The 26,854-nt window shown below is 49.5% G+C and carries 16 protein-coding genes; 7 read left to right on the forward strand and 9 right to left on the reverse strand.

The genetic code is table 11. From position 1 onward, the window contains the following. The first annotated feature begins 833 nt into the window (after positions 1–833). From GC178_10085 to GC178_10110, 6 genes are read left to right on the forward strand one after another with little or no spacing between them, the layout of a single operon-like run. Entirely contained in the window at positions 834–3,623 is a 2,790-nt protein-coding gene (locus GC178_10085) for a DEAD/DEAH box helicase (protein MBI1287916.1), read from the forward strand. Next, entirely contained in the window at positions 3,623–4,897 is a 1,275-nt protein-coding gene (locus GC178_10090; protein MBI1287917.1) for an MBL fold metallo-hydrolase, read from the forward strand. Before GC178_10085 ends, GC178_10090 begins: the two co-directional genes overlap by 1 nt. A 1-nt stretch (position 4,898) precedes the next feature. Then, positions 4,899–5,387 carry a restriction endonuclease subunit S gene (locus GC178_10095; GenBank protein ID MBI1287918.1) on the forward strand — a complete coding sequence of 163 codons (489 nt, stop codon included), beginning with the start codon at positions 4,899–4,901 and terminating at the stop codon, positions 5,385–5,387. A gap of 5 nt (positions 5,388–5,392) precedes the next feature. Further along, positions 5,393–6,523 (forward strand): hypothetical protein, encoded by a 1,131-nt coding sequence (locus tag GC178_10100; protein MBI1287919.1) that lies wholly within the window; start codon positions 5,393–5,395, stop codon positions 6,521–6,523. Continuing rightward, a complete protein-coding gene (locus tag GC178_10105) occupies positions 6,520–7,152 on the forward strand; it encodes a transposase (protein MBI1287920.1) in 633 nt (210 codons plus the stop codon). The genes GC178_10100 and GC178_10105 overlap by 4 nt, the downstream gene beginning before the upstream one ends. Beyond that, on the forward strand, positions 7,149–8,645 hold the full coding sequence (locus GC178_10110) for an N-6 DNA methylase (GenBank protein MBI1287921.1): 1,497 nt from the start codon (positions 7,149–7,151) through the stop codon (positions 8,643–8,645). The genes GC178_10105 and GC178_10110 overlap by 4 nt, the downstream gene beginning before the upstream one ends. 611 nt (positions 8,646–9,256) lie before the next feature. Here the strand turns inward: GC178_10110 and GC178_10115 are convergent. From GC178_10115 to GC178_10145, 7 genes are all read right to left on the reverse strand, one after another. Next, the gene (locus tag GC178_10115) at positions 9,257–10,120 is read right to left on the reverse strand and encodes a hypothetical protein (GenBank protein ID MBI1287922.1); all 864 of its coding nucleotides are present in this window, start codon (positions 10,118–10,120) and stop codon (positions 9,257–9,259) included. A 67-nt stretch (positions 10,121–10,187) separates the two neighbouring features. After that, complete coding sequence (locus tag GC178_10120; GenBank protein MBI1287923.1) at positions 10,188–13,247, reverse strand: hypothetical protein; 3,060 nt, start codon at positions 13,245–13,247, stop codon at positions 10,188–10,190. Between the two features lie 6 nt (positions 13,248–13,253). Then, positions 13,254–14,264: a T9SS type A sorting domain-containing protein gene (locus tag GC178_10125; GenBank protein ID MBI1287924.1), complete on the reverse strand. Its 1,011-nt coding sequence runs from the start codon at positions 14,262–14,264 to the stop codon at positions 13,254–13,256. Positions 14,265–14,291: 27 nt separating this feature from the next. Then, on the reverse strand, positions 14,292–15,332 hold the full coding sequence (locus GC178_10130) for a DUF1853 family protein (GenBank protein MBI1287925.1): 1,041 nt from the start codon (positions 15,330–15,332) through the stop codon (positions 14,292–14,294). Further along, positions 15,322–16,002, reverse strand: a complete 681-nt coding sequence (gene trmD, locus GC178_10135; protein ID MBI1287926.1) for a tRNA (guanosine(37)-N1)-methyltransferase TrmD — start codon at positions 16,000–16,002, stop codon at positions 15,322–15,324. Before trmD ends, GC178_10130 begins: the two co-directional genes overlap by 11 nt. An 82-nt stretch (positions 16,003–16,084) precedes the next feature. After that, the gene (locus GC178_10140) at positions 16,085–16,414 is read right to left on the reverse strand and encodes a hypothetical protein (GenBank protein ID MBI1287927.1); all 330 of its coding nucleotides are present in this window, start codon (positions 16,412–16,414) and stop codon (positions 16,085–16,087) included. Further along, the gene (locus GC178_10145) at positions 16,414–16,632 is read right to left on the reverse strand and encodes a hypothetical protein (GenBank protein MBI1287928.1); all 219 of its coding nucleotides are present in this window, start codon (positions 16,630–16,632) and stop codon (positions 16,414–16,416) included. The genes GC178_10140 and GC178_10145 overlap by 1 nt, the downstream gene beginning before the upstream one ends. 823 nt (positions 16,633–17,455) lie before the next feature. On the opposite strand from GC178_10145, the gene GC178_10150 reads away from it, so the two are divergent. Next, positions 17,456–18,658 carry an aminotransferase class I/II-fold pyridoxal phosphate-dependent enzyme gene (locus tag GC178_10150; protein MBI1287929.1) on the forward strand — a complete coding sequence of 401 codons (1,203 nt, stop codon included), beginning with the start codon at positions 17,456–17,458 and terminating at the stop codon, positions 18,656–18,658. 608 nt (positions 18,659–19,266) lie between these two features. Here GC178_10150 and GC178_10155 read toward each other — a convergent pair. Together GC178_10155 and GC178_10160 are read right to left on the reverse strand one after the other, a co-directional pair. Then, entirely contained in the window at positions 19,267–20,178 is a 912-nt protein-coding gene (locus tag GC178_10155) for a tetratricopeptide repeat protein (GenBank protein ID MBI1287930.1), read from the reverse strand. A gap of 119 nt (positions 20,179–20,297) precedes the next feature. Continuing rightward, positions 20,298–26,854 (reverse strand): HYR domain-containing protein (locus GC178_10160; protein MBI1287931.1); only part of this gene is annotated, 6,557 nt, incomplete at its 5' end.

Here is a 26,854-nt window from a genome sequence, read left to right on the forward strand (position 1 = left end):
ACACCTAACTTCATACACCAAAGAACCCTGCCCGATATCGGGCAGGTTCTTCCAAAAATCAACAGTAAAAACCTGTCAACTTATTTTAGGACGACTCAACCTTATGTCATTCCGACCGACCGCAGGGAGCGGAGGAATCTCCATGAAGCGCCTGTACTGAGCTTGACGAAGTATATCTAAGGATTTCACACAGAGGAGAATAGAGAAGGAGAAATGCACAGAGCGTGTTCGCTTCGCTCAGTTTGGTTTCACACAGAGCCGCAGAGAGTGTTCGCTCCGCTCACGGATGGTTCTCGCAAAGACGCAAAGGAGTGCACGGGTCATCCTGAGTGATTTTCCTTTTTCGGGAAAATTGTATCGAACTAAGCGTAGCGTTCTCACGGCCAGAGGCCGTAACTAAAGGATTTCACACAGAGGAGAATAGAGAAGGAGAGATGCACAGAGCGTGTTCGCTTCGCTCACGGTCATTTCTCGCCAATGGCCGAAAGCCAAAAGCTATTTTCACACAGAGCCGCAGAGAATAATTTGCCAATCCGCTCATTGCCCCAATTTCCCGATCCCCTTATCTCTCTATCTCTTATCAACTCAATCAACTCTATAAACCAGTCAACTTTATAAACTCAGTAAACTGTATCAACTCAATCAACTCAATCAACTCAATCAACTGTATCAAATCTATAAACCAATCAACCGATCAACCAATCAACCGCCCTCTCCATAAATAGATTACGAAGTAAGGAGTACAACTTTGAAAGAAGATTGTTAGGTTAGCACTCCGCTTCTGTCACTTCGAGTGATGCTGACGGAGGAAGAATTGTATCGAGAAGTAAACCATGACCGCCCCCAACCAAAACCCAGAGCAGAAAGCGCGCGACCGCATCGACCAGATGCTGGTAGATGCGGGTTGGGTGGTGCAATCTAAGAATGAAGTGAATTTGGCCGCCAACCTTGGCGTGGCTGTTCGTGAGTATCAAACGGAGGTTGGCCCCGTGGATTATGCCCTGTTTGTCGACCGCAAGCCCGTTGGTGTTATTGAGGCCAAGAAAGAAGATGAAGGGCAAAAGCTGACCACCGTTGAGGAGCAATCTGTGGGTTATGCCTCTTCCAAACTCAAGTACCTGAATAATGAACCTCTGCCTTTTGTTTATGAAAGCACGGGGGTGCTAACACGGTTTACCGATTACCGCGACCCGAAACCGCGAGGCAGAAGGGTTTTCAGTTTCCACCGTCCTGAAACCATGCAGGAATGGATGAAGCAAGAGCAGACCCTGCGCGGTCGATTACTCGATATGCCTAATTTGGATTTGACCGGTTTGCGCCCTGCCCAGATAGATGCCATTACCAAGCTGGAAAAGTCCTTCAAGGCCAATCGGCCAAAAGCGTTGATACAAATGGCAACAGGCGCGGGTAAGACCTTTACCGCTGCCACCTTCATTTACAGGTTATTGAAGTTTGCCAAGGCCAAGCGCATTCTCTTTTTGGTAGATACGCGCAACTTGGGCGAACAGGCCGAGCAGGAGTTCATGAAGTTTCAGCCCACGGACGATAACCGCAAGTTCACAGAACTGTATAACGTGCAGCGGCTGAGTTCAAGCTATGTGGCCACCGATAGCCAGGTGTCCATCAGTACCATTCAGCGGTTGTATTCCATTCTGCAAGGGACAGAAATGGATGAAAGTGCCGAGAATGAGAATCCGAACGAGAGTTCGTGGATGCAACAGCAGGTAGGCAATAAGGAACCGTTGCCTGTGGCCTACAATGAAAAGGTGCCTATTGAGATGTTCGATTTCATCATTATTGATGAATGCCACCGCAGCATTTACAACCTGTGGAAACAGGTGCTCGATTATTTCGATGCTACCCTTATTGGACTTACGGCCACACCTGAAACGCGTACGCTGGGATTCTTTGATGAGAACCTTGTGAGCGAATACACCTACGAGCAATCGGTTTCGGATGGGGTGAATGTGCCGTTCGATACCTACACCATCGAAACCGATATTTCCAAGAATGGGGCGGTGGTAAAAGCAGGTTGGTATGTGGATAGGCGCGATAAACTCTCACGCAAGAAACGCTGGCAGCGGGAAGATGAGGATACCGCGTACAAGAAGAATGATCTTGATAAAGCGGTGGTCAACCCCAGCCAGATACGCAACATCATACGCGAATACCGCAGGGCCTTGCGTGAAGAGATCTTCCCCGGCAGAATAGACAAGGATGGGGAATACGAAGTGCCCAAGACCCTCATTTTTGCCAAGACCGACAGCCATGCCGATGACATCATTAAAATGGTGCGCGAGGAGTTCGATGAAGGCAACGACTTCTGCAAAAAGGTGACCTACAAAGCTGATGAAGACCCCAAAACGGTGTTGAACCGTTTCCGAAATGAGTATTACCCACGCATTGCCGTTACGGTGGATATGATCGCTACGGGTACCGATGTGAAACCCTTGGAAGTATTGCTCTTTATGCGCGATGTAAAGAGCCTCGGCTATTTTGAGCAGATGAAGGGGCGCGGTACGCGTACCATTAATACGGATGACCTAAAACAGGTATCAGCCACGGCAGCGGCCAAAACGCATTTCGTGATCGTGGATGCCGTAGGTGCCACCAAAAGCAAGAAGACCGATAGCCGTCCGTTGGAGCGCAAACGTACCGTTCCGATGAAAGACCTGCTGGGTGCTGTCACCATGGGCGTGAATGAGGAAGACCTCTTTCTATCCCTTGCCAACCGACTGATACGTTTGGACAGACAACTGTCTGAAAAGGAACAGGCCCAATTGGCCGAGGCAGCAGGCGGTAAAACCCTGAAACAGATCAGCAAGGAACTGCTGAATGCGTTTGACCCTGATGCGATTGATGCCCGTAGAGACCTTGCATGCAGTGGAGACGTTGCATGCAACGTCTCTACCATGGATGCCCAACAACAATTGGCGCGCGAAGCGGCCACCTCGTTCAATGGCAAATTCAATGAGCTGGTGGAGAAGGTGCGTAAACAGCACGAACAGATCATTGACCACCATAATATCGATACGGTTATCCGTAGCGAGTGGGACAAGGATGCGACCGAACGGGCGCAAGGGCTCATCAAAGATTTTAAGGAATACATGGAAGCGCACAAGGACGAGATTCAGGCGCTGAGCATTTTTTACAACCAACCGTACCAACGCAGAACGGTAACCTACAAAATGGTGAAAGAAGTGTTGGACATTCTGAAAACCGACCGACCGCTCCTGGCACCCTTCCATGTGTGGGACGCCTACACGCAGCTGGAAGAGGTGAAAAGCAAACGCCCCGAACATGAACTCACGGCTTTAGTCTCGTTGATACGCAGGGTGTGCGGCATAGACGACCAACTGCGTGGGTTTGACAGCACCATTGATGAGAACTTCCGTAACTGGATATTCAAACAGAATGCGGGGCAGCACAACCGTTTCTCTGAAGAACAGATGGACTGGCTGCGCATGCTGAAAGACCATTTGGTGAACAGCTTTCATATAGATGTGGAAGACCTCGACTACACGCCCTTTGATGCCAAGGGCGGCCGTGGCCGCATGTGGCAGTTGTTCGGGGAGGATATGAATGGGATTATTGAAGAGTTGAACGAAGTATTAGTAGCGTAATGGAGTTATTGAAATCAGATTTCACATTTTTTAAAGTAGGGCAGGGTGCGTTCTACGGAGGCCAGATTTTTTCCCCTGACTCGGGGAAAGCCTGGAACATTGTCTATGACTGTGGCACCAGTACATGGATAAAAGGGCATTACCATGCTTTGGATAGAGAAATAATCCATTTTACCCACAACCAGTTTATTCCTGTCAATAAAATAGACATCCTGTTCATATCGCATTTGGATTATGATCATGTGTCAGGAGTAGTTAAGCTACTTAAAAGACATCAGGCTAAGAAAATTGTTATTCCATATTTCCCGAAAAACCAACGATATGTGTTAAGGTTCTCCGCAAAAGAATTTCCTAATGGAGAGGATGATTTCGGGATAGATGATTACGATTCGTTTATAGAGAATCCATATTCTTTTCTGCGAGAGCGATACAAAGACGCTGATATATACATCGTTACCTCCGAAGAGGCCAAATATATAGAGGACCTAATAAATCCGGAAGGTGATGAACTTTCGGCACAGGGCACACCTGCCACCCCTCCTGCTGATGAGTTTGAAACAACTGCTGCGGAATTCCAATTTTTCAAGAATAACCTGCAATTCTTTCTCCGAAATAGGTGGGAGTTCAGCACTTATGTAAAAGAAATCACGGCAGCGCAAGTTCGAGGTTTGAAGTTATGTTTACTTCTTCAAGTTGGAAAGACCAAGGATGACGAGTTGGAAGATGGAGATTATGAGAAGCTGATAGCCGAGAAAAGGAAAGAGGCACACGCGTGCTACAAGAAAAAACTTGATGACATCAATGCCCACGGTATGGTCTTATTGCATGGTCCGGTTAATTACCATCGTATTGCTGGCAGATCATACGTAGAGAGTGAAATCCGTCCGCCACATTACAGAGCACGCAGAAGGCATGCTTGGGCCGACCATTATGGTCGTCTTCCGCATGCACACAGCTTATTGATGGGAGATACGTCCATCAAGCCAGGCAATAATCCTGTTGCTTTTAGGGAAGATTTCAGACGTAAATTGGAATCCGTTATCGTGTTTCAAGTTCCTCATCATGGTTCGAGCAAAAATTGGGATATGACCCAATATGAGAATTTGCCTACCAGAGGTTGGATGCACCGTTACCTGACCAACGTATGCAACTTTGGTTATGGCAACAAATATGGTCACCCAAGCCATGAGGTATTGAATGACCTTGGAGACTCTCTTGTTCTCAACTCCCAATTCACTTCTTTCTCTACTGGATTAAAGGTGTACTATCGTTGATATGAGAGAAGACTGGGCCGAGTGTTCTATAAACGAAGTTTCTGACCGCATTCATTACGGCTACACGGCTTCCGCAAAAGACCCTGATGCAAATGGGGCAAAGTATCTGAGAATTACGGACATTCAAGATGGAGCAGTTGATTGGAGTACTGTTCCCGTCTGCGACATTGATGACTCCCAACTTGACAAGTTCCAGCTTTCCCCTAACGATCTGGTTTTTGCGAGAACCGGAGGTACTGTAGGTAAGAGCTTTCTGCTTAGTTCGAATGTTCCTCCGAAAGCTGTTTTTGCCTCGTACCTGATTCGAATAATTCTTAATGAGGCCGTTCTTCCTAAATACATCTATTTGTTCTTCCAATCACTACATTATTGGAGTCAGATTGAACTTGGGAAAACTGGTTTAAAGACCAATGTCAATGCTCAGATTCTGTCAAAGCTACGGTTCAACCTTGCCCCCTCCCAGAGCAGCGCGCCATTGTATCCAAGATAGAGCAGTTGTTCAGCGAGTTGGACAACGGCATAGCCAACCTCAAAACCGCGCAAGAGCAACTGAAGGTGTACCGCCAAGCGGTGCTCAAAAAGGCGTTTGAGGGGGAGTTGACCAAGGAGTGGCGCTCCAAACAAAAAGATCTACCTACGGCAGAAGAACTCCTCAAAAAGATACAGGAAGAACGCGAAACTCATTACCAACAACAGTTGGCTGAATGGAAGGTGGCCGTAAAGCAATGGGAAAAAGAAGGGAAAAAGGGGAAGAAGCCGAGTAAGCCAAGGAAGTTAACCGAATTCAATGGTTTCACTGATGAGTGTTCGGCTCTTCTGACCATTGAGTCAGCCTGTAACTATATTATCGATTGTCTTCATTCGACTGCTAAATTTCAAGGCACAGGGTATCATTGTGTTGATACTACATGCATTGAAAATGGTCGTATCGTTTGGGACAAGATTAGATATGTTTCAGAGGAAACTTTTAATCAACGAATTCAAAGATTAAAGCCCATCGCTGGAGATATTCTTTTCGCAAGAGAAGGAACTGTTGGTACTACGGTTGTCCTAAAACCAAATGAAGAGGTTTGTTTGGGGCAGCGGATGATGATGTTTCGATCAGTCAAATCCGTTTTGCCAGAGTATTTCATGTGGTATTTTCTAAGCAATGAGTTTATACTACAATACAAACCTCTGATTGGGGGAACCACATCGCCTCATTTGAACATTAGCGATATCAGAGAAATGCAACTCCGAGCATACTCTGTAGAAGAACAACACCAGATCGTCCAAGAGATAGAAAGCCGCCTCTCGGTGTGCGATAAACTGGAGGAGAGCATAACCCAAAGCCTTCAAAAGGCAGAAGCCCTGCGGCAAAGCATCCTTAAAAAGGCATTTGAAGGGCGGCTGCTTACGGCACAAGAACTGGCCGCGTGTAAGAAGGAGAAGGATTGGGAGCCAGCAGGGGAGTTGCTGGAGAGGATAGGTACAGACGTTGCATGCAGTACAGACGTTGCATGCAACGTCTCCACAAAATCGGGCAGAAACGTCTCCACAAAATCGAACGGTAATGTTTCTATAACCGATCGAACCACAGATAGAGACGTTGCACGCAACGTCTCTACGGAAAAAAAACACCCATGACCGACCTGTACCGAAATAAATACCGCATTCCATCGGCCCGTGCCCCATGGTGGGATTATGGGCGCGATGCGGCCTATTTCGTGACCATCTGTACCAAAGACAGGGAACATTATTTCGGAGAGGTGGAAAATGGGGAAATGCAATTGTCTGATATTGGACGGATCGCCCACCAATGTTGGCATTCGATACCCGATCATTTTCCGTTTGTGCAATTGGATGCGTTTGTGGTAATGCCCAATCATGTGCATGGTATTGTGATTATTGATAGGGCGGGATCCGTAGAGACGTTGCATGCAACGTCTCCACACCATGCAACGTCTCCACACCATGCAACGTCTCCACCACAACCACAACCACCGATTGAGACGTTGCATGCAACGTCTCTACCCCCCAAAAACGAACAAATGGCGGCCATATCACCCAAATCCGGTTCGTTGCCGACCATTGTGCGTTCCTACAAATCGGTGGTAACCAAACAGGCGCGCACCATCCATGCCGATTTTGCATGGCAGACGCGTTTTCATGACCATATTATCCGTGACACGGATAACCACGAACGTATCAGAAATTACATATTGAACAATCCCCAATTATGGGATAAAGACAAATTCAACCTACAGAACCAATGACCGAATCATCTATCATATCCAAGGTTTGGAATTTTGCCAACGTACTGCGTGACGATGGCGTAGGCTATGGCGATTATTTGGAACAGATAACCTTTCTGCTGTTCCTTAAAATGGCTGATGAGTTCAGCAAACCGCCATACAACCGCCAAACAAATGTGCCTAAGGAATACAATTGGGATAGTCTGATAGATAAGCGTGGTGCCGAGCTGGAAACGCATTATACCACGCTGCTGCGTGAGTTGGGTCAGGCATCGGGTACGTTGGGGCAGATCTACACCAAGGCACAGAACAAGATCCAAGACCCGGCCAAATTGCTCAAGATCATCGATATGATCGATAAGGAGCAATGGAGCATGATGGGTGCCGACCTCAAAGGCAAGATCTATGAAGGCCTGTTGGAGAAGAACGCAGAAGACACCAAGAGCGGTGCAGGGCAATACTTCACGCCCCGTGCGTTGATACGTGCCATGGTGGAATGTGTGCAGCCCAAACCGCTCAAAACCATTGCCGACCCTGCCTGTGGCACGGGCGGTTTCTTCCTTGCTGCTTATGACCACATTGTAGAAAACAACCGCCTTGATAAGGAGGAAAAGGAGTTCTTGAAGAACAAGACGTTCTACGGCAACGAGATTGTTGCCAGCACGCGTAGAATGTGTCTGATGAACATGTTTCTGCACAACATTGGCGAGATAGACGGTTCGTCTTTCATTTCGCCTGTTGATGCCCTTGTGGCTGATGCAGGAACACGATACGATTACGTATTGGCCAATCCGCCTTTCGGTAAGAAAAGCAGTATGACCATTACCAATGAGGAAGGCGAACAGGAAAAGCAGGACCTGAGCTACAACCGTCAGGATTTCTGGACCACTACCAGCAACAAGCAGTTGAATTTCGTGCAGCACATCTGTACGATGCTCAAAGCAAATGGTGAGGCAGCGGTAGTTTTGCCCGATAACGTACTGTTTGAAGGTGGAGCAGGAGAGACCGTGCGCAAGGAACTGATGAAGACCACAGAATTGCACACCATTCTGCGTTTGCCTACAGGCATTTTCTACGCTAACGGTGTAAAGGCGAATGTGCTGTTCTTCGATAATAAACCCGCTTCTAAAGAAGCTTGGACGAAAGAAGTGTGGGTGTATGATTACCGCACAAACGTGCACCATACCCTCAAGAAGAAACCGCTGCAACTCGAAGACTTGCGCGAGTTCATTACGCTCTACAATCCAGACAATCGCAATAAGCGTAAGGAAACATGGAGCGAAGATACCTCGACTACGCTCGGCACAGGCCCTGAAGGTCGTTGGCGTAAGTATTCTTATTCAGAGATCATTGTCCGAGATAAGACCAACCTCGACATCTTTTGGCTGAAGGACAAGAGCCTTGCGGATCTTGATAATCTTCCAGACCCAGACGTGCTTGCCAATGAGATCATTGAGAACATTGAGGCAGGATTGGAGAGTTTCAAAGAAGTTTCGGGGATAATTGGGGAGTAAATACTTGCTCCGCTGGTGCGCGTTTTCCGAAGGGTCACTCATGCTGAACAAGACACGATCAGTTTTCCGCCTTCGGCAAAGAGAACACTGCACTACGTTGTAACTGATCTTGAAATGAACCGATCAAATGCCCTTAGCCCCACGAACAAATCTTTAGATACCAACCACAAGACCTATGTGGTTTACCTCCTGATGTCGTTGAGTTCTCTTCGGCAGGCTCAAGGCAGGCTCCTTCGGTCGGTTCAAAACCTCAGAGGTCTTTCTACCTTCGTAAACAAGGGGCGATAACTTCAACCCTTAACCCTAAAGGCGCAGAGTTCCAGAACGGGCTCGCGCCTTTAGCTTATACCACCACAATAAACCCCAACCGCCTGCGTTATATGATGGAACAACGTTTGATGCTGGGTTAAGCCCCGCTTACCTCGGTAGCGGGGTTTTTCTTTTCCCCACCTGTTCAGACTTCCAAACGGCCAACTGGCAGCTTTCGGTATTTTACTCCCGGCTTGCGCAAGTCTTCCGCCTCAGGCGGAGGGGTGGGTCTTTTTAGCTCTGTTTCTCTGCGTCTCTGTGTGAAACATGCAAACCCTTGACCCTCTGCGTGCCAGCTAACCTTACTGCACCATGGCCTTCATGCCGCGCAGCCCCATGTCGGTAGGCACATCGCCATCCAATGGGTCGTACTGGCCGTTGCCATCAGGGTCGGTCCACTCAAAGCTCTGGTTGGTGGAAACGGAGAGCACCACGGTTACGTCTTCGGTCTCTTCGCCCGTAATGGTCAGCGGTGTGTCGAAGGTGCCCGTTACCACGCAGCTGCCCGCGGGTATGGGGCTTGAGTTGAACAACGGGTTCACCACCGTGGTGGCGCCCACGGGTGCCTGTCCTTTGGTCAGCGTTCCCTGGCTTTCGAACGCCCAATAGCCCTGCAATTTGTTGCTGTTCACATCATCGGTCATCTGGCTCACCTTGTAGTTGGTAATGTAGGTGTTGAAGCCCACAAAGGAGGCCAGCGTTCCCGTAAGGTTGGTGAAACCGAGCGCATTGTATTTGATGTCGTAGTTCTGGTAGGTGACCGATACCCGCACGTACTGGTAGGTACCCGCAGCCACATCGCTGATCGGCACCGAAACGAAGGTCTCATTCTCGGCCACCACGCTGGCCTTATCGAAATCCACCGCATTGTCGCCACCTGCCGTGGTCTCGGGGCCCTTGTACACGATCTCGCCCTGTCCCAAAGCCGTCCAAGCGGAGGAGGTCAGTTCGATGTAATGCCCAGAGATGCTGTGAAAGGTAGGGGATTGGGCCGCATGTCCATTGGGTACGGTGGCCACATTGCCGAAACTGTCGTAGCGTTCCTGCGTGGGGTCGAATTTGAATTTGAAAACGATGTAAGGCCCATCGGGCTGGGTGTCGTTCTTGGTGCAACCGGAAATCCCGATCAATAGTACGATAGCGGAGAGAAGTGTAAAACGTTTCATCATTGGGGGTTTATGGTTCAAATGTAGCCATCGCATGGAACGGATGCCATGGTTGTGGAGAAGAAAATCACAGCGGCTTCTCCTTCTCCACGAAATACATGCTGATCTCGCCTTTTCCTTTGGCAGCAACCTTTCCGCGGTAGGTGCATACGAAGCGGTCTTTCACAAGCTGGTAGGTTTGTTCCGAGATATTGACCCTGCCCACCTCACCGGAACTTTCCATTCGCGCGGCCGTGTTCACGGTATCTCCCCAAATGTCGTACGCGAACTTCTTGATGCCGACAATACCTGCCACCACGGGCCCTGTATTTACACCGATACGGATCTCGAAGAACGGTACACCCGCAGCCTCCTTCTCGTTGGCATGGTTGGCCATGAACCGTTGAATTTCCAACGCAGCATTCACCACGTTAATGGCGTGGGTTTCATTGGGGGAAGGAAGTCCGCCAGCGGCCATGTACGCATCGCCAATGGTCTTTATCTTCTCTACCTGATGCCGCTCCATGATGCGGTCGAACTCGGAGAAGCACTCGTTGATCTCGGCCACCAGTTGTTCGGGCGACATGAGTTCAGAAAGCTTCGTGAAACCTTTGAAGTCGGTGAAGAGCACCGTGGCCTCATCAATGCGCTTGGCGTCCACATGCCCTTTGGCCTTCAGCTCTTCGGCTGTTTCGGCTGGGAGAATGTTCAGCAGCAGTTCTTCCGAACGGTTGTAGAGCTTTTCCACCTCTTTTTTCTCTTTCACCACATCGGCTGTTCGGTCTGCCACGGTTTGTTCCAACACGCGGTTCTGTTCCTTCAGAACCCGTTCGCGTGCTTTTACAACCAGAAGAATAACAAGGGTGAGGAGCAGAAAGGAACCTGCCTGAACGTACCATCTGCTCCACCACGGTGGTTTGATGATGAACGGAAATGAGAACTCCGATTCCGTTTCTACACGGTTGCTGTTGATGGCCTTGGCCATAAAGGTGTATTCTCCTGGCGGGATGTTGGCTATGGGTATGGATGAATTGGATGAATAGGGACTCCAATGTTCGTCCTGACCAACGAGTTTGAAGCTGTAAGACACCTTATCGGTAGTGAGGGCGCGTACCTCGAAGGTGAGGTGGTTGTTCCTATGGCCCAGTTCAAGGGTAATGGGCACTCCCGTGAACGGGTCCACCGAATCGGAGTAGTTGTGCCAATCCACATGCTCGTGGTTCAAAAGGATGCTTTCCAACCGTATCTTGGGCGGAAAGACCGTGTTTCGGTCGTACTTGGGGCGATAGGCCGTAATGCCGTTGGTAGAACCGAACCAAACGGTTCCATCGCCATCAATTTCCACCGCATTCTGATCGATCTCAAAGGTGGACAGTCCATCCTTCTCGCTATAGGTACGCATTTCAATGATGTTGCCGTTCAGGTCAAACCGCGTTCGGTGGATTCCTTCGGGTGTTCCTATCCAAAGACAATCTCCCGTAGGGTCCCAGTGCAGCGACTTCACGCGGTTGGTCACCGAACCGAACATCATGTCGTAGTTTTTCAGTTTCGAACCGTCATAGCGATACAGTCCGCGGTCGCTGGTACCGAAATACATCACGCCTTCGCGGTCTTCTGCAATGGCCCAAACGCTCACATCAGGAAAGGGTAGGATGGAGGAGAACGAAACAAAGGTGTCCTGAGTGAGTTTGATGATGCCTACGTCCTGCGTGCCTATCCATAGGTTGGAATGATGGTCTTTGAAGATGACGAGCAGGTTATCGGAGGGGAATCCGTTATCGGTGCTGTAAAGCTTCAAACTGTCATCCTTCCAGCGTATAAGTCCCGAACCGTAGCTCGATATCCAATGGTCGTCTTTGCCATTGGGAATGATTCCATTGATGGCGGTCAGTCGATTGCCATTGACCTCATGGAGTTCCTCCATCAGTTTGAAACGACCATCCTTTTCGTTCAGAATGTAAAGCCCTTCCTGTGCACCTACCCACAGTTTGTGTTGGTCGTAACTGAGGGCATAGATGTTCACTTCGTCCAGTTCGGGGACGCCTTCTATCTTCTCAAATTTTGAGGATGAGGCATTGTGAAGCACATTTACGCCACCACGTGCCGTACCGATAAAGATGCGATGCCCAGCGGTATCTGCTTCCACAGCTGTAACGCTCGATTTTGACAGGCCGTCTTCATCAGAATAGGAAATGAACGCCTCGTTGGAAAGCAGGTTGACACCACCGCCCTGTGTGCCAATCCAGATGTTTCCTTCGCGGTCGGAAGCCACCGAAAGAACACCGTTGGCAGAAAGCCCCATGTCTTGCGTGTAAAGCTGAAATGCTCCTTGCTGGCACTTGAGAACACCATGGTCGGTAGCGAACCATACACGGCCTTGAATGTCTTCGACTATACTTCCAATAAAATCACCTGCCACCTCCTTGGGAAGTTCCAACTGCTGAAATTTTCCATTGTGATAATGCAGAACGCCATTGCCAGGTGTTCCACCGAACCACACATTTCCGTTGGCACCTTTGGCCACCGTGAAGTAGGTCTTCCCTTCGCTTATCGCGTAGGTTTCAAAGGAGGTCCCATCATAACTGGCCACGCCTTTGGAACAGGCCAGCCACATCCGTTTGTCCTTGGTCTGGGTGATGGAAAAAACATTGTCGGAAGGAAGCCCATCATCCTTGCCAAAAGCTTTGAACCCGTTCTCATCGAAACGGATAAGTCCGCCACCGCGAGAACCGAACCAGACCACATTCCCATCATCCACATAAATGGAATAGATGCCACGCTTAACCGCCAACCCGGAAGAGTCGTTGTAGTTGGTGAAGTTGGTGCCATCGAATTTCGAAACACCTTCGGACGTGCCTATCCAAACGTTTCCGTTCCTGTCCTCAGAGACGCATGTCACATCATTCCCAACCAGACCGTTTGCCTTAGTGAATGACCGGAAGGTGGAACCATTGAATCTGCTTACACCACCTGACTGTGTTCCGAACCAGATGTCTCCGCGACTGTCCTGGAAGATGCAGTTGATGATGGAGCTGCCCAGACCATTCTTGGATGTATAGGTCTTAAAATTATACTGTTGGGCCCGCACCGATATGGTACTGAACCCAACAGCAAGGATGGTGAGGTACAGGAAGAGGCGTATCCTCATAAACGGTTATCTGACGAGCACTTTTTTGGTGATGGAACCAACAGGGGTTTGAATTTCCAATAGATACAAACCAGCTGCTACCGAAGGAATATCAATGGTCACCTGATTTCCGCGAAGATACTGAGTAAGCGATTCGCCATAGCTTACAGCACCAAGTTCCGACCAAAGAACATACGCTGTCGGGTTAACCTCGCTTGGAATCTGCACGTGGATGGGGCCATTGGACGGGTTGGGGTAAACCAATACTTTTTCAAGTACGGCCTCCTCAATTCCACTTGGTGCAGCCACCCGTTCATCCAAGTTGGAACGTGTGGTATTCACATTTTCCCGTGATGGGCTACAGGAGATGTTCCAGTCCACATCCACCACATAGCGCGCGTTGGGATACAGGTCAATGTCTCCATCGTTCCATTCCTGTTCGGTTCCGGTAAGTGTATTGATGAGCTGGAAACTACCAGTGCCATCATCATCTCTATAACAGTTGAAGGTGGTTACCGGATTACTGGCATTCTCTATCTTATACCAGCTCCAAAGCATGTCTCCCGCGGTTGAAACCGTGAGGTGCATGGTCTGGTGATAGTCGCTTTGAGCAGAGACAACCCCGGCCGTATCGAGCGTTGCCAACTTGTAGCGATGAGGAGCTACATTCGGGTCGGCAGCGGCATCATAATCATGGAAGACGCTCAGCGAATCGTAAGCTACTGCACCTACCTGTTGATATGTACTGTCTGAGAACATACGGTATACCAGAAAGCTATCGATGGCCGTAGTGCTGGGTTTCTCCCACACAACAATATTATGTGTGGAGGAAGTATCGACTGTTACCAGACAGATGTCCACGGCAGGAGCCTGAGCATGCAGCGATGAAAGATGAACGAGCGAAAGAACAAATGCTAATGCGAGAGAATGGGGTATTGCTTTCATGACATTTGGTTTAAGGTGATCGGGAAGCCAGACTTCCCAAGTTGGTGATGACAAGATACGCAATGCGCTGTGGGTAACGTTTTGGGTATGCATATTATTCCAATGGCGCGTTACATAATTTCAATTCTTTTTTATGCCATTCGGCCAATCATCATTCACTACAAAACCTCTGGTAACCTCTTTCCATCCTCCATCATTTTGTTGCAGACCTACGCATAGCACAGAATGGACCTCTTCTTGAAAATGTCGTTTCAATAAATCTCTCATCTCCTTGAAATTTAGAAGGTTATCGTTATTATAAAATTCAACTTCCCCGATCCATGTCGGCTTCCAGGCGGTCGTCCAAAGAAGGTCTTGGGTAAGCATTTTATCGGCTTCTTTCAGGTAGCACCACCAGCCTCTTTTGTGGTCTGGGTGGGCATGGTTTGGAAATATGTTGCATCCATCTGCATGCGCCAAATGGTAAAAGAATTGTCCTTTTATGAAAAGTCTGTTGGTCAGTAATTCGTTAGTTGGAATACCAAATTCGCTCAGATCCGTATTGAGCGGTAGTTGCTTTTCGATGAGTTTCCGCATCTTCTTGGCCAGATTGTCAATGGCATTGGGGCCGAGCATGACGGCATGTTCGGCTGAACAGGACTGTTGCAGGTAGTATTTGAGGGCGATCTCCCAATGCTCGATTGCGCCTGTTTGCACGTCTTTCAGTATCAGGTCGATCTCGCCAACGGTATGCTTTCCCTTCTTTAGTTGATGATTCTTGAGCAACACCTCGAAGCGTTCATCACGCTCCAGCACATAGAACAGCAGCTGCTCGAAGTACTTTCCCATGGGCATTTTGCCGAGCGAATTGAAATAAGCATCTACTTCTTCTGGTTTCCTGTCCAATTGCAAGAGAAGTTCACCCAACGCTACGGCATGTTCTTCATCCCGCACATATTCGGTACTGAACGGGTAGGAGAGAAGTGATGGACTGAAGATGGCCCAATGCATACGCCTTACGTGTATGTTGGATAACTCCATGATGGCGAAGGTAGAGGTAGTGTTGCCTTCTACAGCCTGTGCGTCTGTTTGTACTTTTCTTTCGGTGTTGGCAGGAAAGTGAAGCAATCTGATTATAGGAGGTTTGGAATCATTATGAGAAGGACGTTGCTCATTTTTCATCCAAATACCTGGGTCTCCGTTCCTGCGTCCGTTTCAACGCCTGCTCATGGCGCCAATCTTCTACCAGTTTGTCGTTTCCTGAAAGAAGAACGTCCGGAACCTTCCAGCCTTTGTATTCTGCTGGTCGGGTGTAAACGGGCGGTGCAAGCATACCATCCTGATGGCTGTCAAAAAGGGCAGAGGTCTCGTCTGATATAACGCCCGGAATAAGGCGAATGACCGCATCGCAGACCACGGCTGCTGCCAATTCGCCACCTGTAAGCACGTAATCGCCAATCGAAATCTCTTTGGTAATGAAATGGTCACGCACGCGTTGGTCGATGCCTTTGTAATGGCCGCAGAGAATGATCATGTTGCCTTTGGTGGAAAGGCGGTTGGCCATCGGCTGGTCGAACTGCTCGCCATCGGGTGTCATGTAGATCACCTCATCATAATTGCGTTCGGCTTTGAGGACGGAAATGCAACGGTCAATCGGCTCGATGGTCATGACCATGCCTGCACCGCCACCGAACTGGTAATCGTCCACGCGCTTGTGCTTGTCCAAGGTATGATCGCGTAGGTCATGGAAATGCACTTCTACCAGACCTTTATCGATGCCGCGCTTCAGAATGCTGTGGCTGAACGGCCCCGAAAGCAGTTCGGGATGTATGGTGATGATGTCAAAACGCATTTGGCTGCAAAGCTAATGCATTGAGGGAAGCAGTTAATTCTAAGAGGATGAAACTTGAAGTAAAGAGAATTTGTCTTGCATGTCAAGAAATAACCGAAACAACCATTTGTCTGACCAGATCCATTCCCTTATCGGTTAGTTTGCTGTACCTGCCCGATATCAACATGGCATCAATTGTATGGATACGATGACATTTCGCAAAGCTGTTCTTTGGCAAAGGTGAGGTCAGCAATTCAGGTGTCAGTTCTATCATCGATATCGAAGAGCTCCGTTTTGAAGTTACCATAAGAATAACAGCATCGCCAGTAGCGGAAATGCTCTCATTGGAAATGACAATGGCTGGCCTTTTCTTGGTTGCGCTTCCGTCTGTGAACGGAAAGTCAACTGCCACAATATCGCCCTGCTCGAACATTAGGCAGCGGGGGTGTTCTTAAAGAAATCATCCCAATGGTCGTTGGCCTTGTCATTCCATTCTTCTTCCAACTGCCGTTCGGCTAGTTTTAGCCATTGTAAATCTTCGTTCTCCTTGAGTTTAGTTATTGAAACTCGGATGCCCATTTCCTTGGCCAACTTCAATAGAAGGTCAATTTTCTCAGGGTCATTGCTGTCAACTTTCAGAATGCGACTCATAATTACAAAGTTATGTGGTAGAAGCACTAAATCCTAAAATCCAAATTTGAAACGCTGCGGTTTCGTTACCATGAACTTGTTTCAGGTCTGTTTTATTAGATGCTGAACCGAGTTCAGCATGACGGTAGCGGATTTAGTTAACCTCTACCAAACCTTTATCGATGCCTCGCTTCAGAATGCTGTGGCTGAACAGACCCCATCGAAGTGCTTATAAAAGGAGGGGATTAATTCTCCCAATAAATCGATAGTTATAAATCCATCAAAATGAAGGATTGAAATAAACTTTTGGATGTGCTTTATGGTAACCCATGAATATGAGAACTGGATTGCTTTGAATAATGAATCAAAGACCATAAGGATTTTAGAGTCTTAAACTCATCTTCGTAAACAAAAAATGGGCTCGGAAACAGTTTCCTGTCTGTATGATTTGAGCTTCTCAACTAGTTTGTGTTGAATAAGCTTAAAAATAAGTCTTACCTGCCTACTGTCCGACTAAGGGATAATTCCGTTAACTTTTCCAAATAAGCATAACATTTCCTGTTGCCCTTGAATTTTCTGAGTAATTCTATTACGTCCATATTCTTGTTTATCAACAAGAATGAATTTGGGTGGCGTAGCTTATTTACGATGCCAGTAAATGGGTAATCATCTTCAAAAGTGAGGGGGAAGATGAGTGTAGTGAATTGGGGGTGCGTTGAATCGTAACAGGCAAAACATTTCTGTTTCCTTCAATTCATCATTCGCTCATTATCTCATTGACTAATTCCCATAATAACGGATTCCCATTACGCTCATTGTGTAGCTTTGCCGCAAATTTCAGCACATGGACGAGCTTTTATCGCAACGCATTAAGAAACTGAGTGAATCACAGACCATTGCCATGGCGCGCAGAAGCCGTGAGCTTCAGGCCGAGGGAATTGATGTGATCTCGTTGAGTTTGGGCGAGCCCGATCTGAATGCACCGGACCATGTGAAGGAAGCGGCCAAAAAAGCCATAGATGACAACTGGAGTCACTATCCGCCTGTTGCGGGTTACCCTGAATTGCGCAAGGCTATCTCTGAGAAATTCAAGCGCGAGAACGGCTTGGATTACAAGCCAGAGCAGATCATTGTTTCAACCGGGGCCAAGCAATCGCTGGCAAATGTTATTCTGAGTTTGGTCGACCCAGGTGATGAGGTCGTTATTCTTGCTCCATATTGGGTGAGTTACTTGGAGTTAGTGAAGCTGGCAGGAGGGAAAGCTCGTTTCGTAACGGCTGGAATTGAAACCGATTTCAAATCTTCGGCTGTTGAGTTGGATGAGGCCATTACGGACGACACCAAACTGGTGATCTTCAGTTCGCCAAGTAACCCGACAGGTTCTTTCTACACAAAAGAGGAATTGGCCGGTTTTGCAAAAGTGATTGCGCGCTATCCGCGAGTGATCGCCATTGCGGACGAGATCTACGAGCATCTCAACTTTGAAGGGAAGCACGAAAGTTTGGCGCAGTTCCCAGAGGTTTACAATCAAGTGGTCACGGTGAATGGCGTTTCCAAAGCATACGCTATGACGGGGTATCGTATCGGTTACATCGGTGCGCCAACGTGGATCGCCAAGGCGTGCGACAAGATGCAAGGGCAGATCACTTCGGGTGCCAATTCCATCGCGCAGCGGGCTACCATTGCTGCTTTGGAAACCCCGGAATCGTGGCTCAAGGAAATGGCTGACATATTTGCCAAGCGTAGGCTTTTGGTGAGTGAGTTGTTCTCAAACATCGAAGGCTTCAAGACCAACATGCCGGGGGGAGCGTTCTATCTGTTCCCAGAGGTATCGGCTCTTTTCGGTCATTCATTCAACGGGCAGGAAGTGAATGATGCCAACGACCTTTGCATGTATTTCCTTAACGAATGCCATGTGGCCATGGTGCCGGGCGAAGCGTTCGGAGCACCAGGATACATTCGACTTTCGTACGCAACTTCAGAAACCAATCTGAAGGAAGCTGCAAGACGCATCAAGATAGGCGTGGAGAAGTTGCTGCATCATTGATTCGGCCACCGTTCCAAAAGCGAACTTGAATAGTTTTCGGAGTTTGTCGGTGCTGATCTAAGTCGATGACTTCATGAGTATCGGCTAATAGAACAGATTGGCAGGCTCTCTCGTTAGGGATTACCAGATGTGGAACACGGGGTTTTTACCTTCATGTGGTTTGTTTTACTCCGTCTGAACAACGATTCGAAGAATGTTATCCTGTGGTTAACCAAACATACGTAGAAGGTACTTATCCGGGAGGTTGAACATACAAGTTCGGAATCTGATAAGTATGATATGCAAGCAGCATTGTGTGAAAATCATCAAAGGCCATTTATCCTCCCGTCACACAGGTGATCGTATCGGTAGAGTTACATCTATTGATGATCGAACTCGTCAATAAACTGAAACAGGAAGAAGTTGGTAGGTGATGAGTGAGTTATAGACAATATCGACACAGTACTGGGCGGGGGCTATTTTGTCACCAGTTTCGGTGATGTGACCTACGGGGTAATGATGGTGTGGACAGAAAGGACGGTTACGTCACCAAATGGGACCGTTACAAGTCGTCATTTGACGATGTCACTCCAAACCCACCGACCAGAGTCGGTTGAAGTTTCGTATGTCTACTTACAATTATAAACCACCACGCCTTTAGCTTCGGAATGGCCAAGTTCGGCAGCCTTTTTCCAGTCCACGCAGGCACCATCGGTATCGCCTAAGCGAGCCTTGGCCTGGCCGCGCAGGTAGTGCGCATCGGCCAAGCTGGTTTCGGCTTTTATCACGCGGGTGTAATCTTCAATGGCAGCCTGGTAGTTCTTGAGTTTCTCAAAGGTCTCGCCACGTATCAGCAGCATCTGCGGCTGTGGGGTTTCCAGCCGGTCAATGGCCCGCGAGTAGTAGGAGAGGGCATCGGCATACTCTTCCAGATCGTACGATACGCGGCCAATGTCCCACGTAAGCTGAATGTTCTCGGGATTCAGTTCCACCACTTTCTTGAAATCCTTCAATGCCGAACGCTGGTCGTTCATCCGCATGTAAAGTTGCCCGCGGTCGAAGTGTGCCTGCATGAGACGCTGGTCCTTGGCAGCAATCACGCTATCGTAATCGGCAAGTGCTTTCTGGTTCTTGCCGAGCCGCATAAAGGTCTGCGCACGGTTCATATACGCTTGTGTTCCCTGCTCAGAACCCAGTTCGATGGCCTTGGTGTTGGCATCCAACGAAGTTTGGAACTCACCGATATTGAACGCAGACAGCGCCCGCCAGAAATAAGCGTTACCATCGTTCGGGTTCAGCTCCACCACTTTTCCGAAATCTTCAAAGGCACCTTGAAAATCTTTGATGGACCGCTTGGCGTGCGCCCGGTTCGAGTAACACACAGGGTTGGTGGAATCGGCCTTGGCCGCCCAATTGAACCACGTGATCGCCTGTTTGTAATCACCCTCATTGAAGGAGCTGACACCGCGCTCCAAAAAACTCTGCGCCACCGCAAACTGAATACTGGCAAGCAGGATGAGAGTATGGATAATGCGTTTCATGGAGCACTTCAAAATAGAAGTCCCAAGTTAGCCATCGTTGTAAGAAAACCCAGTTTGAGGAATGTAAAAAGCCGTGAAAACCATTCGGATTTCACGGCTTTTAACATTTGCGCGAATGTTTAGCGGATCAGCGTGATGGTACCCGTTTTCTTGAAGCTTCCCTCGCTGAACTCGTTGATCACATCCAACGTGTAGTAGTATGTGCCTGGAGCAGCGTCCAGTCCGGCAGGTGTCTTCCCGTCCCAGAACACTTCGCCTGTCTCATCGTGGTGCATCACCAGTCCCCAACGGTTGTAGATCGTCATGGTGTACTGGATCACTCCGAAATTGTCGATATACAGGAAGTCGTTGTAGCCGTCATGGTTCGGTGTGAACACGTTCGGAACATCAATTATCTGTGTGATCTCGATCTCTACGGTGTCCATATCGGTACATCCGAATTCGTTGGAAACCGTCAGCGTTACGGTAAAGAACCCTTCACTTCCGTACGGATGTTCCGTATCCTGCTCCTCGCTGAATTCACCATCACCGAAATCCCAGTACCAGCCTACAATGCTGCTGTCGCCAGATGCATCGTTGAACGGAACCATGACTTCAAGCGCACCGTTCGGTAGTGTTCCGATGACGGCCGTTGGCGATGGATAAAGTGTGACCGTGGTTGAGGCCGAGCTGGTTTCAGAACAGAGGTCGTTCGAAACAGTGACGGTATAGACCGTGATCGAATCGGGGGAAACCGTAATGCTTGCCCCGGTCGAACCATCGCTCCACACGAAGTTGTCGCCTCCGGAAGCCACAAGTGTTACGCTGTCGTTGGTACACATCCATTGGTCTTCCGAAACCACGGCCACAGGTACAGGTACGAATTCAACTGTAGGCGCATTATCTATAGCAGTACACCCATTCTCATCGGTCACGGTCACGCTGTAAGTCGATGCTTCCAAAACATCCAATGTAGAATCGGTTTCACCGCCCATCGGTTGTGAATTGTCAAACCATTGGTAGTTGACATTGCTTGGAGAAGCAGTAGCTGTGAGCAGAATGGTGTCACCTTCGCAAGTAGCGGTCGGGCCATCCACCGATACAAGCACTTCGGGAAGGTCGAACACGGTTACTTCTGTCGTGTCTGAATCGTACGAGCAGCCATTGGTATCTACCACGGTCACTACATATTCGCCAGATTGGCTCACAGAGATGGATTGGGTCTGTTCCCCGTTCGGATTCCATGCGTAAGACTGTCCGCCTGTGGCAGTAAGGTTCACTTCGCCACCATCGCAGAATGAGGTTGGGCCATCGGCCGTAATGGCCACAGGAGTTGCCTCAAACACTTCCACGTCAACCGTGTCGGATGTGCCCACACAGGTGTTAGCATCGGCTACTTGCACAGAGAAGGAGCCAGCGGCAAAAACCGTGATGGATTGCGTGGTCTGTCCGCCAGGTTCCCACAGATACGCAAGGGAACTTGGTGCTGTCAATGTTACTGAATCGCCTTCGCAGAAAGTGGTAGCACCCGACATCGAAATGGCTGGTTCGGGGTTATTGAATACCGTTACATCCACCGAGTCGGAAGAGGTTGCGCATCCGTTCGCATCCGTTACGGTAACCACATAGGTTCCCGTTGCCGTAGCCGTTATCGATTGTGTTGTTTCTCCATTCGGAGCCCATTGGTATGAAGAACCTCCAGAGGCGGTCAATCCGACCTCGCCACCTTCGCAGAATTCGGTCAGTCCGCTGGCAGTAACTGTTGCCGTGTCTGGTTCAAATACCGTCACTTCAACTGCTGTAAGTACCGAGCCTTCGCAACCATTGGCATCAACAATTGTCACAGAATAAACACCCGATTCCGTTACGCTGATCGATTGCGTGGTCTCACCGTTCGGTGTCCACAAGTAAGAACTTGCCGAAGTTGACGTGAGTGTGACCGACCCACCTTCGCAGAATTCTGTTGGGCCATTGGTGCTGATGGTCGGATTCGGAGTAGGGAAGACCGTCACCGTAACTCCGTTTGAAGTTCCCGAACATCCGTTCGAATCGACCACGGTCACGGTGTAAATTCCATCTTCACCAATGGTGATGGATTGCGTGGTTTGGCCATTCGGAGACCACAGGTAGCCGTCTGCCACAGAAGCGGTGAGTGTCACCGTTTCGCCAGGGCAGAATTCGGTCGGGCCATCAGGCGTGATGGAAGGAGTTGGATTCGGATTGACAATGATTTCCATCGTGTCTGAGGTCGAAGAACAACCGTTGGCATCGGTCACCTCAACCGAGTATTCTCCTGATGCCGTTACAACGATAGAAGGTGTGGTTTCTCCGTTCGGAGACCACAGATAGGCGCTTCCCTGCGAAGCGGTCAATGTTACTTGGTCGCCAGCGCAGAATTCGGTAGGACCATTGGCCGTGATGACCGCTGTATCAGGCATGAATATCTCCACGGAAACCGTATCTGAATTGCCCGCGCAACCGTTGGTGTCGGTCACCATTACCCAGTAATCGCCTGCCTCAGAAACGGTGATCGCCTGAGTGATCTCCCCGTTCGGATGCCAATCGTAATCATCGAATGTTCCTGTAGAAAGTGTCACAGAATCGCCTTGGCAGAAAGACAATGGCCCGTTGGCGGTTATCACGGGTTGTGGATTGTCAAATACGCTTACATCAACGGTGTCCGAATAGGCCACACAACCGTTTTCATCGGTAACGGCCACGGAGTACGATCCAGAGGCTGTGGCCAGAATGATCTGGGTGGTTTCACCTGTTGGCGACCACAGGTAGGTTCCGTAGGCACCTGCCGTAAGTGCAAGTTCTTTCCCCTCGCAGAATTCGGTCGGGCCGCTGGCAAAGATCGGGAAGCTGTCGGTTTGGAAAACAGTTACATCAACCGCATTCGACTCTCCTGAACAACCGTTCACATCTGTCACCACCACGGAGAATGTCCCTGTCTCTGAAACCGTGATCGACTGGGTGGTTTCACCATTCGGATTCCAGAAATAAGCACCCGAAGTAGTGGTGGTGAGTGTAACCGAATCGCTCTCGCAGAATGCTGTCGGGCCGTTGGCGGTCACCACAGGTTCTGGGTTCGGATTAACGGTGATGTCAACGGTGTCAGAAACCTCAGAACACCCCGATTCATTGATCACCGTTACGGAATAGCTTCCGGTCTGCGTTGCCGCGATGGTCTGTGTGGTCTCTCCGTTCGGGGCCCACAGATAGGCATCGCCTTGCGCGGCCGTGAGCATTACCGAGTCGCCATCACAGAAGGTGGTGTGACCGGCAACGGTGATCGAAGCTGTGTCCGATTCAAGCACATTCACCGAAATGCTGTTCGATTCGCCCGTACAACCGTTGGCATCGGTCACGATAACAGAGAATGTTCCCGTTTCCGAAACGGTGATCGATTGGGTTGTTTCACCGTTCGGGTTCCAGAGATATGTGTTTGCCACACTTGAGGTCAGCGTAACTGAATCTCCTTGACAGAATGTGATCGGTCCATCGGCAGTGATCACCACATTCGGATTATCGTAAACCGTTACCGAAACGAACTGCGATTCATTACCGCATCCGTTCGCATCAACAACCGCAACACCATAATTGCCCGATTCGGTCACCGTGATGGACTGCGTGGTTTCCCCGTTGGGGAACCAGAAGTAAGAATCGGCTACGGAACTGGTCAATGTCACCGAGCCGCCATTGCAGAATTCGGTCGGGCCGCTTGGCGTGATGCTCACTTGAGGCAATGGATTCACAATCACTTCAACCGGATCGGACGTGCTGGAACAACCATTTCCATCCGTAACGGTCACTTCGTAAACGCCCGAAGTTCCAACGGTGATCTGCTGCGTTATTTCGCCTGTTGGCGACCATAAGTAAGCATCAGCTACGCTGGAGATGAGCGTTACCCGATCGCCTTGGCAGAACTCCAGCGGACCGGTTGCAGTGATGGTCGGAGTGTCCACTTCAAACACGACTATCTGTGTTGTCGTTGATTCTCCGACACAACCGTTCTGATCGGTGATCACAACCGAGTAGCTTCCAGATCCGTAAACCGTGATTGATTGTGAGGTTTCGCCATTCGGGCTCCAAGAATAGGTTGCAGCCGTGCTTGCCGTCAACACCACCGAATCGCCTTCGCAGAAACTGGTCGGGCCGTTGGCCGAGATGGTTGCTGTAAGTTGGTTCGGATCGGTAAGTGTGGTGGAATAGGTGTAGACACAGCCGTTCTGATCCACAATGGTCGCTGTGTATGTTCCTGCCGAAAGACCCGAAATATCCAATGTGTTGTCGCCATTGCTCCACGAGGCCAAGTATGGTCCCAAACCACCCGATACGGTAACGTCTATGGAACCATCATTTCCTTCAAAACAGGTTGGGTTCACATCCACGCTCGTTACGCTCAATGTGTCAGGTTCTGTTACTGTTCCGCTTGCGGTTGTTGTACAGCCGTGGGCATCGGTAATGCTCACGTTGTAGCTTCCCGGACCAACATTTTCCAGATCCTCAGTGGTTGCGCCATTAGCTTGTGCTGAGCCTGTTGAAGTACTCCAAGCGAAAACGTATGGCGTTGTTCCACCCGTTACGGTCAGCTCGACCACACCATTGCCAACGCCATGGCAGGTTACGTTATCTACAGCGGTTGCAGCTTCGAGATGCGCAGGCTGGCTCACGTTGGTGCTGATGGTCTGCGAACAGTTCACCGCATCTGTTACGGTTAGCGTGTACTGACCAGCAGCCAATCCACCGATGCTGTCGGTTGTTCCACCATTGCTCCAAGAATAGGTGAAAGGGGCAGATCCTCCAGTGATCACCGCCACAGCAGATCCATCTCCCGCTTGGAAACAGCTCAATCCGTGCGTGTTTATCGCAACCGTGAATCCGGTGCAAAGGAGCGGATTGACAGTGATCGTGACCGTTTCGCTACATCCGTTCGCATCTGTTACGGTTACCGTGTAAGTGCCTGGGCAAAGGTCTGATGCTGTTTGCGTGGTCTGTCCATCGCTCCAATCATAAGTGTAAGGAGGCGTGCCACCAGAAGGATTGGCCGTTGCCGAACCATCGCATCCTTCAAATGTCTGCTCATCAACCACGACCGTACTTACGGAAAGCGCGTTCGGTTCCGTGATCACAACCGTTCCTGATGCCTCACAGCCGATGCTGTCGGTCACGGTCACCGAATACGGTCCTGCGGTCAATCCAGAGATTGTCTGCGTAGTTCCGCCATTGTTCCACAAATAGGTGAAAGGCGTGTTGTTCTGTACCGTGATCGGTGTGGCGGTTGCGGTTCCATCCGAACCATCGTGGCAGTTAACATCTGTTCCTGTCAGATCCACATCCAAATCGCACGATGGCGGATTGATAACGTTGCTTGTTGTGAATTCGCAACCGTTGGCATCCGTAATGGTTACGGTGTAGGTTCCTGCGCACAGATTGCTGGCGGTTTGCGTAGTCTGTCCATCGCTCCAATTGTAAGAGTAAGGAGGCGTTCCGCCTGATGGATTTGCTGTTGCCCAGCCGTTGCAGCCGTTCACCAAGGTTTCATCCTGAACGATAACAACGGCCGTCAACGGGTTAGGCTGTGCAACAACAGAGTTGCAATTGGCCGTGCAGCCGTTGGCATCGGTCACGGTCACCACGTAAGTCCCAGCGGTCAATCCTGTTTGCGCTGCATTTTGGTTTCCGTTGTTCCAAGCGTAGGAGTAAGGCGCAGTTCCGCCCGAAACGCTTACCTCAACCGAGCCGTTGGCATCGCCATTGCAAAGCGCGTCTTCTGAAGAACAGGTTGGAGAAAGTCCGTCAGGTGCTGTCAGCGTATAGGTTTCTGTTGTACTACAGCCATTCAGATCCGTGATGGTCACGGTGTAAGTTCCAGCTTCGAGGTCAAAAATGTCTTCATCGGTGGAAGTGAATCCGTTCGGGCCTGTCCAAAGAATATCGTAAGGTTCGCAGGTCGATCCACCAACGACAGAGATTTCAATGGAACCATCGGATGCACCATTGCACGAAACATTCGCTCCGCCCACATATTCTGACACTTCAGAACCATCGATCGCAAGTGCATCGGGTTCGGTCAGCGTAACAGTTTGAGTTGCCTGTGTTCCATTCGCATCCGTAACTATTACCGAGTAAGTTCCAGCACCAAGAGCAGTTGCTGTTTGTGTGGTCTGTCCATCCGACCAGAGATACGTGTAAGGCTCGCAACCGCCCGAAACGTTGGCCGTGGCTTCACCATCTGTTTCTCCATTACAACTGATGTTGGCACCACATTGAACCGTACTTGGCGCGATGGAAACCGAAAGTTGGCTTGGGGTGATGGTCACATCAAAGGAACATGAGACGGAATTGCCCGATGGGTCGGTTGCCGTGTAAGTCACGGTTGTAGTTCCGACAGGGAAATTATCTCCAGGGCTGTAGTTGCTTGAAACGGTTGCACTGCAGTTGTCATCGGCCGTAGGCTCTGTCCAGGTAACCGAAGGAGAACAATCGTTGCTGTTGGCGGTGATGTTGATGTCGCTTGGACAACCGATCAAAGTCGGGTCGCTATTGTCAGACACGGTAACGGTCGCATCGCAAGTAGAGGCATTTCCGCTGGCATCGGTAACGGTCAGCGTTGACGTATTTGCACCCGCATCGGCACACGTGAACGAAGTAGGAGAAGCCGATAGCGATGTCACACCACAGTTATCGGTAG

This window comes from Flavobacteriales bacterium, from assembly GCA_016124845.1.
Lineage (GTDB): Bacteria > Bacteroidota > Bacteroidia > UBA10329 > UBA10329 > UBA10329.